Raw genomic sequence first — 15451 nt, 5'->3', positions numbered from 1 at the left:
TACCCTCAGCATGCATGTCGGCAAGGATTGGACCGGGTTGCCCGGCAAAGCAATCAATCCCGCCTCACCCCCCGCGACTCATCCGCCCCAGCCGCTCCGAGAGCGCATGCATGTTGCCGCCCAGCTCGCGCAGGGTCGAGGCGTCGCGGGCGGCTTCTTCGCTGGAGGAGTGGATGCGGATGGCCAGCTCGCTAATCTCCTGGGCGACATGGCTCTGCTCTTGTGCGGCCACGGCGATCTGCTGGGCGCGCTGGACGATATCGTCGAAGCTGCTCACCGTGCCGCCGAGGGTTTCGGCCACGCCGCCTGCCTGGCGAACGGCGTTCTCGGTCAGGGTGACACCGGCCTGCATGGTCTCGACCGCGAGTCCCGAGGCCTGGCGCAGTTGCGTGATCATGTCCTGGATTTCGTTGGCGGAAGCCTGGGTGCGGCCGGCCAGTGTGCGCACCTCGTCGGCCACCACGGCGAAGCCACGGCCTTGCTCACCGGCGCGGGCAGCTTCGATGGCGGCGTTGAGCGCCAGCAGGTTGGTCTGTTCGGAAATCGACTTGATCACATCCAGCACGCTGCCGACCCGTTCGATATCGGCCCCCAGCTGAGTGATGGCCGAGGCGGCGCTGCCGATCTCGCCGGCCAGGGCCTGGATCGACTCGCTGTTGAGCCGCACATTGCTCTGGCCTTCATGGGCCAGGGTGAGTGAGCGCCCCGCTGTGTCCGAGCAATCGGTGGTGTTATGGGCGACTTCCTGGGCGCTGGTGGACATCTCGGTGATGGCGGTGGCCAGCATCGTGTTGTCTTCGCGCTGGGCTTCGGCGCGTTCGGCGATGTTGTGCGACAGGCTGGCCAACTCGGCGGACTGGCGCTCCAGGGTGCTGGATTCGTCGGCGATCTTCTGCAGCATCTGGCGCAGCGAACCGGCGTACTGGTTGACGGCCGTGCGCAGTTCGCCGATCTCGTCGGCGCGCAGGATGTCCAGCTCACGCGACTGACTGTCCTGGCCGAGGATATGGATCTGCCGGGTGGTTTCCCGGACTTGCGCCAGCAGGCGGCGGCTGGCGATCCAGGCCAGGCCGAGCAGTACGGCCAGCAGTGGCAACAGGAGCAGCAACAGCTCGCGGGTCAGGCTGGTGGCGAGGCCGGTGATCCAGCCTTCGGGCGTGACCAGGCCGACACGCCAGCCGGTGTCGCCGACGTTGTGCAGGGACACATAAGCCGGGCCATCCAGGCGTCCGTCGTGTTTCAGGTAAAGGGTCTGCGCGGTGTTCGGGTTTTTCAGTGCTTCGACCACCGGCTTGAACCAGGGCAGGCTGTCGCTCAATTGGGCGAGTGTCAGCAGGCCTTCGCTGGCGGTGCTGCCGGGGAAGAACAGCAGGTTGCCGGCGCGGTCCACGGCGAAAGCATAGCCACTGGTGACGTTACCCTGCTGTTGCAGGAAGCTGGCCAGGCCATCGAGGGTCAGATCGAGGGTCGCCACGCCGGCGAAGCGGCCATCGCGCTGGTAGGGCACGCTGCAGGTGGTCATGGCCTGCTTGCTGACCGGGTCCTGGTAGCCGTCGGACCAGACGCAACGACCGCCGGCCGCCGAGCGGACCGAGCGATACCAGGGCTCGTCGTGGTAGGCGGCGATGGCAGGGGCGTTGTAGTCGTCGGAATACTCCAGCCGGCCCTGTGCGTTGCGCGCCCAGAAGAAGCTGCGCCGCTCCACGCCGGTGGTGAATGCCCCAGGCTCCGGCCACAGGCCACCGCCGGTGATGGCCTGGTCGCCCTGGCTGTCGATGACGTTGGGCAGGCTCGCTTCGATCAGTGCCGGGTCCGTGGGCAGGGTTTCCGCCAGGTGCGCGGTGGCGGCCACGGTGCCTTCGATCCGGCTCAGTTGCACGTCGAGCTGGCGGGCGATGGCGGACACGGCCTGTTCCGCCGATGCCGTGCCGGCTGCGACCAGCCTGGGTTTGCCACGCAGTTCCATGATCGCGTAGATGCCCAGTGTAGTGAGAAACAGCAGCAACAGGATACCCAGGCTGATGCGATGGGTGATGCGGACGGGAAGCAGTGACATGGGTGGGTCCCTCACGGTGGCCCGGCGCATGGCGATGCGCAGCGCGGGCCTGTCGAAAAGCTCGAAAGCGAAGATGGTGGCAGAAGTGTCCCGGGTGCTGTCCCGTTTCGTCGCAAGCTGCGTTGTCGCGACGAAACGGGACAGCACCTTAGTGCTCTGGCGCAGCGCGGAGTCTACGCGGGCCTATATCGTTGTGCCACTATTCTGGCGCCACGAATGCGTCAGCTGCGTTACAGCGGAAACACCAGCGGCACCAGCAGCACACTGAGGAGCATCACCAGCAGTGTGAAAGGGACGCCGATGCGCACGAAGTCGGCGAAACGGTACTGCCCCGGCCCGAGTACCAGGGTGTTTACCGGTGACGAGATCGGCGTCATGAAGGCTGCCGAGGCGGCCAGGGCAACGATCATCGCGAACGGGTAGGGTGAGGTGCCGAGTTGCTGGGCGGTGGACAGCGCCACCGGGGCCATCAGCACCGCCGTGGCGGTGTTGGAAATGAACAGGCCGATCACCGCGGTCAGCACGAACAGGCAGGCCAGCAGCGCATGTGGGCCGGCATCGCCGACCAGGCCGATCAGCCCGGAAACCGCAAGGTCGATGCCGCCGGTCTTTTGCAGGGCGAGGGCGAACGGCAGCATGCCGACGATCAGGATCAGGCTTTGCCAGTGGATGGACTTGTAGGCGCTGTCCATATCGATGCAGCGGAACAGCCCCATGATCAGGCAGCCGATCAGCGCCGCCAGCACATTGGGCACCAGGCCGCTGACCATCAGCCCGACCATCACCGCCAGGCCGAACAGCGCGAACGGCGCCTGGCTGGCGGCAGGGGCCACCTCGTCGACCTCGGCCGGCAGGCTGAGCACCAGGAAGTCGCGGGACAGGCCTTGCAGGCGGTGGATCTGCTTCCAGCCGCCGGCGACCAGCAGGGTGTCTCCAGGCCGCAGACGCTCGTCCACCAGCACGCCTTGCAGGGCCTCGCGGTTACGCCGCACGCCGACCACATTGAGCTTGTGCCGGCTACGGAAGGCGATTTCCTGGATGCTCTTGCCGGGCAGGCGCGAGTCGGGCGGCAGGGCGACCTCAGCCAGCCCCAGCTCGCGGGCATGGGTGTCGTAGTAGCTGCTGCTCAATTGCAGGGGTTCCAGGCCCAGTTCCTGATAGGCCCCGAGGAGTCCGATGGCCGGGCTGGCCAGGTCCACCAGCAGCACGTCACCGGCCTGCAGCCGGGTATTGCCGGTGGCCATCAGCAGCAGTGTGCGGAACTTGTGCGGGCGTTCGATGGCGATCACGTTGATCCCGTACTCCGAACGCAGCCGCAGTTCGTCCAGCGCCTGGTTGGCCAGGGACGAGCCGGGCAGGACGCGCAGGCGCCGCTCGCGCTCGGAAAGGCGGTAGGCGTGGGCCATGTCCGACAGGGTCAGGCGGGCTTCGCCAGCACCGTCGTCCTTGCCATCGTTGCGCACCAGCCAGCGCCGGGCCAGCAGCATGTAGCCGATGCCCAGCACCAGCACCGCCAGGCCCACCGGGGCGAAGTCGAAGAAGGCGAAACCCTCCAGCCCGGCGCGGCGCAGCTCGCTGTGCACCACCATGTTCGGCGGGGTCGCGACCAGGGTCAGCATGCCGCTGATCAGCCCGGCGAAAGCCAGTGGCATCATCAGGCGGCCGGGAGAGACTTTCATACGCAGGGCGATGCTGAGAACCACCGGAATGAAGATCGCCACCACGCCGGTGGAACTCATCACCGAGCCGAGTCCCGCCACCGCCAGCATCAGCAGGATCAGCAGGCGCGCCTCGCTGCTGCCGGCAGCGTGCACCAGCCAGTCGCCCATGCGGTAGGCGATGCCGGTGCGCACCAGGCCGTCGCCGATGACGAACAGCGCGGCGATCAGCACCACGGCCGGGTCGCTGAAACCGGCCAGCACTTCATTGACGCTCAGTACGCCGGTCAGCGGCAGGGCGACGATGGCCAGCAGGGCGACCACGTCCATGCGCGGCTTGTTGAGGATGAAGCAACCGACGCAGGCCAGCAGCAACAGCAGGACGAGCAGCAGGTCGTGGTTCATGGGTAGCCCAGGGCATCGCGGATGGCGGGCAGGTTGCGCTCGACCCAGCCCCGGTCGATGGCGCCCCAGTCGCGGATGCGGTAGTGCCCGGCATTGTGTCGCTCGCCCTGGGCATGTTCGAAGACGCAGTCGATGTCCAGCTCGGCCAGTGCCGCCAGAGTGTCCTGGGCAGTACGGCGCGGCATGCCGGTGGTTTCCATCAGGGCCGGGACGCTGGTGGCGGCGCCACTGTCGATCAGCCAGGTGACGTACAGGCGCCGGTAGAAACTGCTGCGGGTCTTGCTGATCGACATGGTGGGCTCGCGCATGAGTCAGGGAATGGCGCGAAGTGTCCGGGGTTTGCGGGCGCCCGGCAAGGGCGCTCGCGGTGGTGCCTGTTCAGGCCAGTTCGCGCAGTGCCTGGTAACGCTGTGGCGAACGGCCTCGCAGCAGCAGGGCGCAGAGGCCGCCGATGGCGAAGGCGAGGACGACCAGCAGGCCCATCAGCGGTGCGACTTCGCCGGCGTTGTCGCCACCGATCAGCATCGGCAGGTTGTGGATGGCGATGGCCAGGCAGGCGAGGATGCCCAGCAGGCCGCCCAGCGGGGCGATGCGGGTGTGCCATAGGCGCCGGTCGGAGCCTTCGCGGCGGAAGAAGGCGAGGATCGCCAGGCTGGCCAGGGCCAGGATCACCATGTAGCCGAGGGTGCCGGCCGTGGCGCCCCAGGCGTAGATCTGGGTGATGGGGTCGAGGCCGATGAGCACCAGCAGCAGTGTACCCAGGGTGGCGAAGGTGCTCTGCGCGAGCGAGGCGACGTAGGGCGAACCGTGGCGGCGGTGGATGCTGGCGAAGCGCTCTGGCAGCACGGTGTATTTGCCGAGAATGTACTGGTAGCGCACGACGATGTTGTGCAGCGACAGCATGCAGGCGAACAGGCTGGTGATCAGCAGCACCTGGATGACATCGCTGAAGGCCTTGCCCAGGTATTGCTCGCTGAGCAGCAGGTACATGTCGCCAGGGTGCTCGTTGGCGAAGGCGACCACCTTGTCGGCGCCGATGCCGGCAACGGTGCACCACATGGACAGCACATAGAAGATGCCGACGGTGAATACCGCGGTGTAGGTGGCGATGGGGATGGTGCGCTCCGGATCACGGGCTTCCTCGCGGTAGATCACCGTGGACTCGAAGCCGATGAACGAGTAGATGGCGAACAGGATGCCCAGGCCCGGCGAGCCGGAGAGGATATGGCTGGGCTGGAAGGATTCCGCCGGCAGGCCGCCGAGGCCCTTGTCCGCCACGATCAGGGCATTCAACAGCAGCACCACGGCGATCTCCAGGATCAGCGCGATGCCGAGGAACCTGGAACTCATCTCGATGCGCCGGTAGCCCAGCACACCGATGATGGCGATGGCGGCGAGGGTCAGCAGCCACCAGGGCAGGTTCAGTCCGGTCAGGCTGTGCAGCAACTCGCTGGAGGCGTAGCCGACATAGGTGCCGATGGCGAGCAGGAACAGCGAATAGGAAACCATCGCCAGGGTCGCGGCGCCGAGCCCGGTGACGCGTCCGAGCCCTTTCTGGATGCAGGCGTAGAAGGCGCCGGCATTGCCGATATGGCGGGAAATGGCGACGAATCCCACCGAGAACATGAACATGATGAGCATGGCCACCAGGGCGTCGAAGGGCGCGGCGGCGCCATTGCCGAGGCCGATCATCAGTGGGGTGTTGGCCGCCATCACGGTCAGTGGCGCGGCGGTGGCGATCACCATCATGACGATGGGGGTGACGCCAAGTTCGCCGCTCAGGGACGGCGAGGATGAAGCGGGAGTCGATGGGTTTACAGGGTTCATGGTGGCTGTCCCGTTATGTCGTTTTCGGAACCGCGCAACGTCGGTTGCGCGGGCGGGCAGTGAAGTGCGGCAAGGCTGTGCGGCAAGTGGGTCCAGGTGTCAGTCGCTGGCGACGGCGATGGCGGTGATTTCCAGCAACTGGTCGGGGTGCAGCAACTTGCGCACCTCGACCGTGGTGCTGGTGGGACGGTGCGCGCCGACCCAGGGCCCCAGGTGTTCCGGCAGTACGTCGGCCAGTGCGTCGATGTCGGTGGTATGGAAAGTCCATGCCACCAGGTGGCGACGTTGCAGGCCTGCCGCCTCCAGGCAGCCATCCACTACGGCGAGGATGTAGCCCAGTTGCGCGACCATGTCGTCCTTGCCGATCAGCTCAAGGTTCTCCAGGTCGCCGCGCAGCGGAGCGATGCCGGACAGGTAGAGGGTGTCGCCGGCGCGTACCGACTGGTGGAAGGCGAAGGCTTCGAACACCTGGGGCGCCAGGTAGTCGATCTCGGGGCTGTAGCGCTCGATCATGGTGCTTTCCTCAGGCGCTTGCGGGGTGCAGGTTGTGGCGGAATGAGCCGCCGTTGTCCTGCCGTTGCTCATCGACCAGTTGCACGCTCATCGGCACCTGCTGCACATCCTCGCGCAGGGCCACCAGCGGGTCCTCGAAGTCACGCGTATAGCCGATGGCGAAGCAGCCGTACTGGTAGCCCATGACCTTGAGCAGGTCGTCGGGCAGGGTGCGGGCGATCTCGCGGGGCGTGGACAGGTACTGGTTCTCCTCCTGGCGCACCCAGCCCACGGCATAGGTGATATTTATCGCCTGGCGGATGCCGTCGGAGCGGTTGGCGCCGGCGCCGTGGTAGATCTTGCCGGTGTAGAACAGTGCCGAGCCGCGCTTCATGACGGCGGGGATACTCTGCTCCAGGCTGTACTTCTGCTTGCGTCCGGCGAACTGGCTGCCGGGCACGATGCGGGTGGCGCCGTTCTCCTCGGTGTAGTCGGTCATGGCCCAGAGCAGGTTGCACTGCACCTGATAGTCGTCGGGGAAGGGGAAGAAGTCCCAGGCCAGCTCGTCCTGGTGCAGCATCTGCGCTGGCGAGCCGGGGAAGACGCTGATGATCTGCGTCAGGTGCAACTGGAAGGCCGAGGCGTGCTTGAGGAAACGCTCGGTGGTGCCGAGTACGCTGGGGTGCATCACCAGTTCGCGGGCGGCCGGCGAGCGGGCGATCAGCGCGCCGGTACGCTTGGTCTGGTGGCCGATGAAATTGTCCTGGCCGTACTGGGTGTCCTGGACGTAGGGCGCCATTTCGGCGGCGATGCGGTCCATCAGTTCATTGCTGGCCAGTTCTTCGACGATGACATAGCCATGCTCGCGCAGGGACTGTTCGATCTGCTCTGCGCTGGCGGTGTTGGGCAGGTGGGTGGGGATCATGACGACTACCTCGATGTTCATGGGAATGAAGATTCGAGGACAGGTTAGGTGGCGTCGGATACCCCAACAATCTATCCAAGGATGGACAAATTCGCGGCCGTTCGCCGGTATCACACTAATGGTGCGCGCTGAGCCGCGTGTGCCTCAGTGTGGTGCCGATTTCGACTGTGCCAGGGTGCTGGAGGCTGGTCCGGAGCTTGCTTGGGGCTTGTCGTCCGGCCCGCCATGGCAAGGTTCTGCGCCTGGGCGGACGCCGCCATCAGAAGAAGATCGGAGCCTTGCGCGATGAATGTCGAGAATTCGGACAGGAGCGATCGACTGGTCAGGGAGGCCATGCAATTCAGCCGTCATTACCTGAGCGCCACGGGCGTGCTGTTCTACTGGATCGACACCCGCCGGGACGAGATGCAGGTGCTCGACACCCTCGGCGTGCCTGCCGGGTTTCTGGAGCAGTACCGCAACGGCATGCAGCCGTTCGATCCGATGCGCGTCAGCCGCATGGTCGAGCGCCATGAGTGCGTCGGGGTATTGAGCCATGCCCGAGGCTTCCAGCGGGCGGATGAAACTTCGCACTACCAGGGTTACCTGCACGCCCATGGCGTGGTGGATACCATCGACCTGATGTTCTGGGCCGGGGATGCTGCCTTTGGTGGCGTGGGCTTTCTCAAGACCCATGACGATCCGCCACTACTGCTGGCGCCGGAGGCCCTCGGCGCCATTCAGCGTCTGCTCGAAGCCAGCTTCAGTGCGCATCCCCACGTCCAGCGCCTGCTGCTGGAGCAGCGCTTGCTGCGCAGCGGGCTGAGCCATCGGGAGAAGCAGGTGGCCTGCCTGATCGGCGCGGGCGCGTCGAACCGGGACGTGGCCGAGGCCATGGGGATTGGCCTGGGCACGGTGAAGACCTACGTCGTGCGTATCTTCGACAAGCTGGGGGTAGAAAGCCGTACCGCGTTGGCCGCCTACCTGGCCGGGCGGCATTGAGCCAGTCGGGGCTGCTGGCAGCCCCGGGGCGGATCAACCGAGCAGCAAGGCGTCGTCGCTGACCTTCTCGCCACGCACTTTCTCGAACATCAGCAGCAGGTCCGGTACGTCCAGTCCCTGGCGTTGCTCGCCCGAGACGTCCAGTACCACCTGGCCCTGGTGCAGCATCACCGTGCGGTCGCCGACGTCCAGCGCCTGGCGCATGCTGTGGGTGACCATCATGGCGGTCAGGCGTTTCTCGGCGACGATGCGCGCGGTCAGTTGCAGCACGAAGTCGGCAGTGCGCGGGTCGAGGGCGGCGGTGTGTTCGTCCAGCAGCAGGATGCGCGAGGGTTGCAGCGCCGCCATCAGCAGGCTGACCGCCTGGCGCTGGCCGCCGGAGAGCAGGCCGATGCGGTCGCCCAGGCGGTTCTCCAGTCCCAGGCCGAGGGTCGACAGGCTGGCGCGGAAGTCGTCGCGCATCGCCGCGCGCACGGCCCGACCGAGGCCGCGACGGTGCCCGCGTTCCTGTGCCAGGGCCATGTTTTCCTCGATGGTCAGGTCTTCGCAGGTGCCCGCCATGGGGTCCTGGAACACGCGGGCGACACGGTTGGCGCGCTCCCAGACCGGTTGCCGGGTGACGTCGGCGCCGTCGATGAGGATCGAGCCGCTGTCCACCGGCAGGTCGCCGGACACCGCGTTGAGAAAGGTCGACTTGCCGGCGCCGTTGGTGCCGATCACCGTGACGAATTGCCCGGTGGGGATGTCCAGGGACAGCCCTTGCAGCGCCCGCGTCTCGATCGGCGTGCCGGCGTTGAAGGTGATGTGCAGGTTGTTCGCGCTGAGCATGTCAGTTCCTCCGGCCGCTGGTCAGGCGTTTCTTCAGCATCGGGATCACCAGGGCGACGGTGACCAGTACCGCGGTGACCAGGTTCAGGTCCTGGGCCTGCAGGCCGATGAAGTCGCTGTTCAATGCCAGGGCGATGAAGAAGCGGTAGACGATGGCACCGAGGATCACCGCCAGGGTCAGGTAGAACAGCTTGCGCGCCGGCAGGATGCTCTCGCCGACGATCACCGCCGCCAGGCCGATGACAATGGTGCCGACGCCCATGGAAATGTCGGCGCCGCCCTGGGACTGTGCGAACAGTGCGCCCGCCAGCGCCACCAGGGCGTTGGAGACGGCCATGCCGAGCAGCACCATGGCCCCGGAGTTGATGCCCTGGGCGCGGGCCATGCGGCCGTTGGAGCCGGTGGCGCGGATTGCCAGGCCGATCTGGGTGGAGAAGAACCAGTCCAGCAGCAGCTTGGCCGCGATGATCACCAGCAGCAGGATCAGCGGACGGGCGATGTAGTCGTCCAGCCATTCCGGCTGCAGCACGCTGAACATCGTCGGCGAGGTGATCAGCGGGATGTTCGGGCCGCCCATGATGCGCAGGTTGATCGAGTACAGGGCGATCATGATCAGGATGCTGGCCAGCAGGTCCATGATCTTCAGCTTGACGTTCAGCAGCCCGGTGACCAGGCCCGCGCCAGCGCCGGCCAGGGTGGCGAGCAGGGTGGCGAGGAAGGGGTCGCTGCCGTTGGCGATAAGCACCGCGCAGACGGCGCCACCGAGCGGGAAGCTACCGTCGACGGTCAGGTCGGGAAAGCGCAGCAGGCGGAAGGAAATGAACACGCCCAGGGCGACCAGGCTGAAGATCAGACCGATTTCCAGGGCGCCGAGAAAGGAAAACAAAGACATGGGTTATCTGGCCAGGCTGGGTAGAAGAGCCGACCCGCCTGCCGGGCGGGTCGGCGGGGCGACAGCGTGAGTGTTACTCGATGACCTTGGTGGCCGATTCGAGCAGTTCGCTGGACAGCGTCACACCCTGCTTGCGGGCGGCGCCGGCATTGAGGAACAGCTCCAGGTTCTCGCTGGTCTGCGGTGCGATGCTGCCGGGTTTCTCGCCCTGGAGGATGCGCACGACGATGCGGCCGGTCTGCTTGCCGAGGTCCAGGTAGTCCACGCCCAGGGCGGCGATGGCGCCACGTTCGACGCTGCCGGTGTCGGAGGCGATCAGCGGGGTCTTGGTGTCGTTGCCGACCTTGACCAGCGCCTCGTAGGCGGACACCACGTTGTTGTCAGTGTTGCTGTAGATCACGTCGACCTTGCCGACCAGGCTGCGTGCGGCGCTGCCGACGTCCACCGAGCGCGGCGCGGCGGCTTCGACCAGGGTCAGGCCGTGCTTGGGCAGCAGTTCCTTGAGTTCCTTGACCACCACCGCCGAGTTGGCTTCGCCGGGGTTGTAGACGATGCCGACGCGCTTGGCTTCGGGCAGGATGCGCTTGATCAGGTCGACCTGGCGCTCCAGTTCCAGCTTGTCGGAGGCGCCGGTGACATTGGTGCCGGAGGCGTCCCAACTGGGTGTCAGTTGCGCGCCGACCGGGTCGGTGACGGCGGAGAACACCAGCGGGATGCTCTTGCTGGCAGCGACCACGGCCTGGGCCGAGGGCGTGCCGATGGCGACGATGGCGTCCGGACGGTCACCGATGTACTTGCGCGCGATCTGCGCGGCGGTGCCGGTGTTGCCCTGGGCGCTCTGGTACTGCCACTTGAGATTCTTGCCTTCTTCGTAGCCGGCTTCCTTCAGGACCTCGCGCACGCCATCGCGTACCGCATCCAGGGCCGGGTGTTCGACGATGGCGGTGACCGCGACGGATTTCTGCTCGGCGGCGAAACCGGAGAGCGGGGCGGCCATGGCCAGTGTCAGGGCCCCCAGGGACAGCCATTTGTTCTTGGCTAGCAGCATTGGTATCTCCTAGAAAAGGTCAGCGTTTGTTGTTTTGCCTGGGCTGGCTGTGAGGCGCAGCCCTTGTCCTTCGTGATACGTCGTGCAGTTTATGCGTGCCCGCCCGGTGCGGCCAGCGGGCGCGCCAGCCTGTCACAGACTGGCGATACGCTCGCGCTGTTCGAGCAGACGGGCCTTGGCCTGTTCCGCTTCGGCCAGCTTGGCGCGTTCCTTCTCGATCACCTCGGCGGGTGCCTTGTCGACGAAGCCGGCGTTGCCGAGCTTGCCGCCGACACGCTTGATCTCGCCGTCGAAGCGGGCGATCTCCTTGTCCAGGCGGGCCAGTTCGGCATCCTTGTCGATCAGGCCGGCCATCGGCACCAGCACCTGCAGGTCGCCGACCAGCGCGGTCGCCGCCAGCGGCGCTTCTTCGCCCTGGGCCAGTACCCGCACGTTGTCGAGCTTGGCCAGCTTGTTCAGCAGTGGCTCGTTCTCGCGCAGGCGGCGGATGTCTTCGGCGCTGGCGTTGCCCAGCACCACGTCGATGCGCTTGGCCATGGAGATGTTCATCTCCGCGCGAATCTGGCGGATACCCAGCATGAAAGCCTTGACCCACTCGATGTCGCCTTCAGCGGCGCTGTCCAGTCGCGCGGGGTTGAGTTCCGGCCAGGGTTGCAGCATCAGGGTCGGGCCGCTCTTGCCGGCCAGCGGTGCGACGCGCTGCCAGATTTCCTCGGTGATGAACGGCATGAACGGGTGTGCAAGGCGCAGGATGGCTTCCAGCACTCGCACCAGCGTGCGGCGGGTGCCGCGCTGGCGTTCGGCGCTGGCGTTCTCATCCCACAGCACCGGCTTGACCAGTTCCAGGTACCAGGCGCAGTACTCGTCCCAGACGAACTCGTAGAGCGCCTGGGTGGCGAGGTCGAAGCGGAAGGCTTCCAACTGGCGGTTCACTTCCATCTCGGTGCGTTGCAGCGAGGAAATGATCCAGCGGTCCACCGAGGACAGCTCGACCGGCGGTTCACCGTCGGTCGCTCCCTGTGCGACACCGGTGTCCTTGCTTTCGGTGTTCTCGAAAACGAAGTTGGCGGCGTTCCACAGCTTGTTGCAGAAGTTGCGGTAACCCTCGACGCGGCCCATGTCGAACTTGATGTCGCGACCGGTGGACGCCAGCGAGCAGAAGGTGAAGCGCAGGGCGTCGGTGCCGTAGCTGGCGATGCCCTCGGGGAATTCGTTGCGCGTCTGCTTGGCGATCTTCTCGGCGAGCTTGGGCTGCATCATGCCGCTGGTGCGTTTTTCCAGCAGCGTGTCGAGACTGATGCCGTCGACGATGTCCAGCGGGTCGAGCACGTTGCCCTTGGACTTGGACATCTTCTGCCCCTGGCCGTCGCGCACCAGGCCGTGGACGTAGACGGTCTTGAATGGAATCTGCCCGGTCAGGTGGGTGGACAGCATGATCATCCGGGCGACCCAGAAGAAGATGATGTCGAAGCCGGTGACCAGCACGTCGGTGGGGTGGAAGGTCTTGAGGAAGTCGGTCTGCTCGGGCCAGCCGAGGGTGGAGAAGGTCCACAGCCCGGAGCTGAACCAGGTGTCGAGTACGTCGTTGTCCTGGCGCAGCGGCTCGTCGTTGCGGATCGCGTACTTCTTGCGCACATCGACTTCGTCGCGGCCGACATAGACATTGCCGGCTTCGTCGTACCAGGCCGGGATGCGGTGCCCCCACCAGAGCTGGCGGCTGATGCACCAGTCCTGGATATCGCGCATCCAGGAGAAGTACATGTTCTCGTACTGCTTGGGCACGAACTGGATATCGCCGTTTTCCACCACTTCGATGGCCTTTTTCGCCAGCGGCTTGGTGGAGACGTACCACTGGTCGGTCAGCCAGGGCTCGATAATGGTGCCGGAGCGGTCGCCACGCGGCACTTTCAGCGCGTGTTCGTCGATCTTCTCCAGCAGGCCCATGGCTTCGAACTCGGCGACGATGGCCTTGCGCGCGTCGAAACGGTCCATGTGCGCATAGCCGTCCGGCAGGCTCGGATCGACCTTGTCGTTGAGCGTGCCGTCGATGTTGAACACCTGGGCCTTGGCCAGTACGGCGGCATTCTGGTCGAAGATGTTGATCAGCGGCAGGTTGTGGCGCTTGCCGACTTCATAGTCGTTGAAGTCGTGGGCAGGGGTGATCTTCACGCAGCCGGTACCGAACTCGCGGTCGACGTAGTCGTCGGCGACGATCGGGATCAGGCGGTTGACCAGCGGCAGCAGCACATGGCGGCCGATCAACTGGCTGTAGCGTTCATCCTCCGGATGCACAGCGACGGCGGCGTCGCCCAGCACGGTTTCCGGACGGGTGGTGGCGACCACCAGATGGTCCTTGCCTTCGGCGGTCTTCACGCCATCGGCCAGCGGGAAACGCAGATGCCAGAGGTGGCCTTTCTCGTCGTGGTTCTCCACTTCCAGGTCGGAAATGGCGGTGTGCAGTTTGGTGTCCCAGTTGACCAGGCGCTTGCCACGGTAGATCAGGCCGTCTTCATGCAGGCGCACGAAGGCTTCCTTGACCGCGTTGGACATGCCGTCGTCCATGGTGAAGCGCTCGCGCGACCAGTCCACCGAGGAGCCGAGGCGGCGGATCTGCCGGGTGATGTTGCCGCCGGACTCTTCCTTCCATTCCCAGACCTTGTCGAGGAATCTGGCGCGGCCAAGGTCGTGGCGGCTGATGCCCTGGGCGCCCAGTTGGCGCTCCACCACCATCTGCGTGGCGATCCCCGCGTGGTCGGTACCAGGCTGCCACAGGGTGTTGCGGCCCTGCATGCGGCGCCAGCGGATCAGCGCATCCATGATGGCGTTGTTGAAACCATGGCCCATGTGCAGGCTGCCGGTGACATTCGGCGGCGGGATCATGATGGTGTAGGGATCGCCGTTGCCTTGCGGGGCGAAATAGTTCTGCGATTCCCACTCGGCGTACCAACGGGATTCAATGGCGTGTGGCTGGTAGGTCTTGTCCATGCGGCGGGACCCTTGCATCAGGATGAACGGTAAAGCCGGGCAGTATAGCGAGGTAGGGGCGAAAAGCCGATAACGGCAAGGGATATCGGGTGAATCACCCATCCGAAGCAAAGCAGGCAGGATTTTTTGCCATCTTCGTGCCAGCAGGTGGCAATGCGTTGACCAATCTGGGCTCGCGGTCAATACCGAAGTGACCCTGAGAAAAAACACTGATACCCGTCACTCGTCGTTCCCGCGAAGGCGGGAACCCAGGTGCGCGGGTTTATGACCAACGAATTTCCTCTACAGCCACCTGTCATTCGCATAGGCGCAACGAGTGCAAGGCCACCGCGTCACGATCTCGGTAGAACTCACAGCGGGCGTACCTGTGCGGGGACGACGATCGAGCCACTGCTCCTGCGGCTATCCGACCGAGTTGAATACCGCTCGATACTTCTGATCAATAAATGAACAACCTCGCCAGGCTCAGGCGCCGCAAGGCCTGTGGCGCTTATTCCCAGTCTTATCCACAGTTTTCTCCACGGGAACAGGGCATAACTCGATACAGGTCCGTGCCGGAATGTGACAAAACGCCGACAGTGTGTTCGATCCGATAAAAATTCAATAAATCAAGGTGTTATAAGCTGTTTGTAGCGCTTTGCAGGAGCTTTGCTCACTAAGTGAGCAGTTGCCTGGAGGGTGCGCCAATTCACCGATGCGTGAATTCACTCAGGGCTTATCCACAATTCGTTCCACAGGATCTGTGGGCAAGATCGCGGGTTTATCGTGCAATCTGCAACTGGCTGCGTCCACGGGTGATATCGCTGAGCAGTCGTTGCAGTTCCGCGAGCTGTTCTTCCGGCAGGGCCAGCTCCAGGGTGGCGCCCAGCCCATCGAAATGCTCGCTTTCGAGCAGCGCCTCCAGGGCGGGCAGACGTGACTTGAGCAGGGGCAGTTCGCTGAAGTGGCAGTGGCAGCGACACTGGATGCGGGCGACCAGGGGCAGTCGCGTGCCGCCTTGCAGGCACTTGGCGGCCGAGCCGCCATAGGCGCGTGCCAGCCCGCCCGTGCCGAGCTCTATACCGCCGAACCAGCGGGTGGTGACGACCACGACCCGGTCGCAATCCTGGCTTTCGATGGCGGTGAGCATGGGGCGTCCGGCTGTGCCGCCAGGTTCGCCGTCGTCGCTGAAGCGGTACAGGTCGCCGATCTTCCAGGCCCAGCAGTTATGGTTGGCGCCGGGCTCACTGATGTCGCGGATGAAAGCCTGCGCCTGTTCGGGCGTCTCTACCGGTATCGCATGGGTCAGGAAACGGCTCTTGCGAATGATTTCCTGGTATTCGCAAGGCGCTGCAAGGGTGAAGGGCATGGCCTG

Annotated in this window: 12 protein-coding genes and 1 pseudogene; 1 reads left to right on the top strand and 12 read right to left on the bottom strand. The window is 65.2% G+C overall.

The window, feature by feature from the left end; translation table 11 throughout:
* Nucleotides 1-64: 64 nt before the first annotated feature.
* The 7 genes and pseudogenes from HW090_RS18055 to HW090_RS01375 all read right to left on the bottom strand — a co-directional run bounded on the left by HW090_RS18055 (nt 65) and on the right by HW090_RS01375 (nt 7384).
* A complete protein-coding gene (locus HW090_RS18055) occupies nt 65-763 on the bottom strand; it encodes a methyl-accepting chemotaxis protein (RefSeq protein WP_373416375.1) in 699 nt (232 codons plus the stop codon).
* 462 nt (nt 764-1225) lie between these two features.
* Nucleotides 1226-1966: pseudogene (locus HW090_RS18050) on the bottom strand (cache domain-containing protein); the annotation flags it as partial.
* Nucleotides 1967-2286: 320 nt separating this feature from the next.
* Complete coding sequence (locus HW090_RS01395) at nt 2287-4119, bottom strand: SLC13 family permease (RefSeq protein ID WP_179111792.1); 1833 nt, start codon at nt 4117-4119, stop codon at nt 2287-2289.
* The gene (locus HW090_RS01390) at nt 4116-4412 is read right to left on the bottom strand and encodes a helix-turn-helix domain-containing protein (protein ID WP_179111791.1); all 297 of its coding nucleotides are present in this window, start codon (nt 4410-4412) and stop codon (nt 4116-4118) included. The genes HW090_RS01395 and HW090_RS01390 overlap by 4 nt, the downstream gene beginning before the upstream one ends.
* A gap of 85 nt (nt 4413-4497) precedes the next feature.
* A complete protein-coding gene (locus HW090_RS01385; protein WP_179111790.1) occupies nt 4498-5946 on the bottom strand; it encodes an APC family permease in 1449 nt (482 codons plus the stop codon).
* Nucleotides 5947-6045: 99 nt separating this feature from the next.
* The gene (locus HW090_RS01380) at nt 6046-6459 is read right to left on the bottom strand and encodes a RidA family protein (RefSeq protein WP_179111789.1); all 414 of its coding nucleotides are present in this window, start codon (nt 6457-6459) and stop codon (nt 6046-6048) included.
* 10 nt (nt 6460-6469) lie between these two features.
* A complete protein-coding gene (locus tag HW090_RS01375) occupies nt 6470-7384 on the bottom strand; it encodes a phytanoyl-CoA dioxygenase family protein (protein WP_256930714.1) in 915 nt (304 codons plus the stop codon).
* Nucleotides 7385-7696: 312 nt separating this feature from the next.
* Between HW090_RS01375 and HW090_RS01370 the strand changes: the two genes are divergently transcribed.
* Nucleotides 7697-8344: a helix-turn-helix transcriptional regulator gene (locus tag HW090_RS01370; protein ID WP_179111788.1), complete on the top strand. Its 648-nt coding sequence runs from the start codon at nt 7697-7699 to the stop codon at nt 8342-8344.
* 33 nt (nt 8345-8377) lie between these two features.
* Here HW090_RS01370 and HW090_RS01365 read toward each other — a convergent pair whose 3' ends face one another.
* The 5 genes from HW090_RS01365 to HW090_RS01345 form a co-directional block, all read right to left on the bottom strand.
* Nucleotides 8378-9172 carry an ABC transporter ATP-binding protein gene (locus tag HW090_RS01365; RefSeq protein ID WP_179111787.1) on the bottom strand — a complete coding sequence of 265 codons (795 nt, stop codon included), beginning with the start codon at nt 9170-9172 and terminating at the stop codon, nt 8378-8380.
* A gap of 1 nt (nt 9173) precedes the next feature.
* Nucleotides 9174-10064, bottom strand: coding sequence for an ABC transporter permease (locus HW090_RS01360; RefSeq protein ID WP_179111786.1), 891 nt, complete (start codon nt 10062-10064; stop codon nt 9174-9176).
* A gap of 73 nt (nt 10065-10137) precedes the next feature.
* Nucleotides 10138-11112: an ABC transporter substrate-binding protein gene (locus HW090_RS01355; RefSeq protein ID WP_179111785.1), complete on the bottom strand. Its 975-nt coding sequence runs from the start codon at nt 11110-11112 to the stop codon at nt 10138-10140.
* A 132-nt stretch (nt 11113-11244) separates the two neighbouring features.
* On the bottom strand, nt 11245-14097 hold the full coding sequence (locus HW090_RS01350) for a valine--tRNA ligase (RefSeq protein ID WP_179111784.1): 2853 nt from the start codon (nt 14095-14097) through the stop codon (nt 11245-11247).
* A gap of 760 nt (nt 14098-14857) precedes the next feature.
* Entirely contained in the window at nt 14858-15445 is a 588-nt protein-coding gene (locus HW090_RS01345) for a YigZ family protein (RefSeq protein ID WP_179111783.1), read from the bottom strand.
* Nucleotides 15446-15451: the final 6 nt, after the last annotated feature.

Source organism: Pseudomonas sp. ABC1, assembly GCF_013395055.1.
GTDB lineage: Bacteria > Pseudomonadota > Gammaproteobacteria > Pseudomonadales > Pseudomonadaceae > Stutzerimonas.
This window is presented reverse-complemented; position numbering and strand designations above follow the sequence as displayed.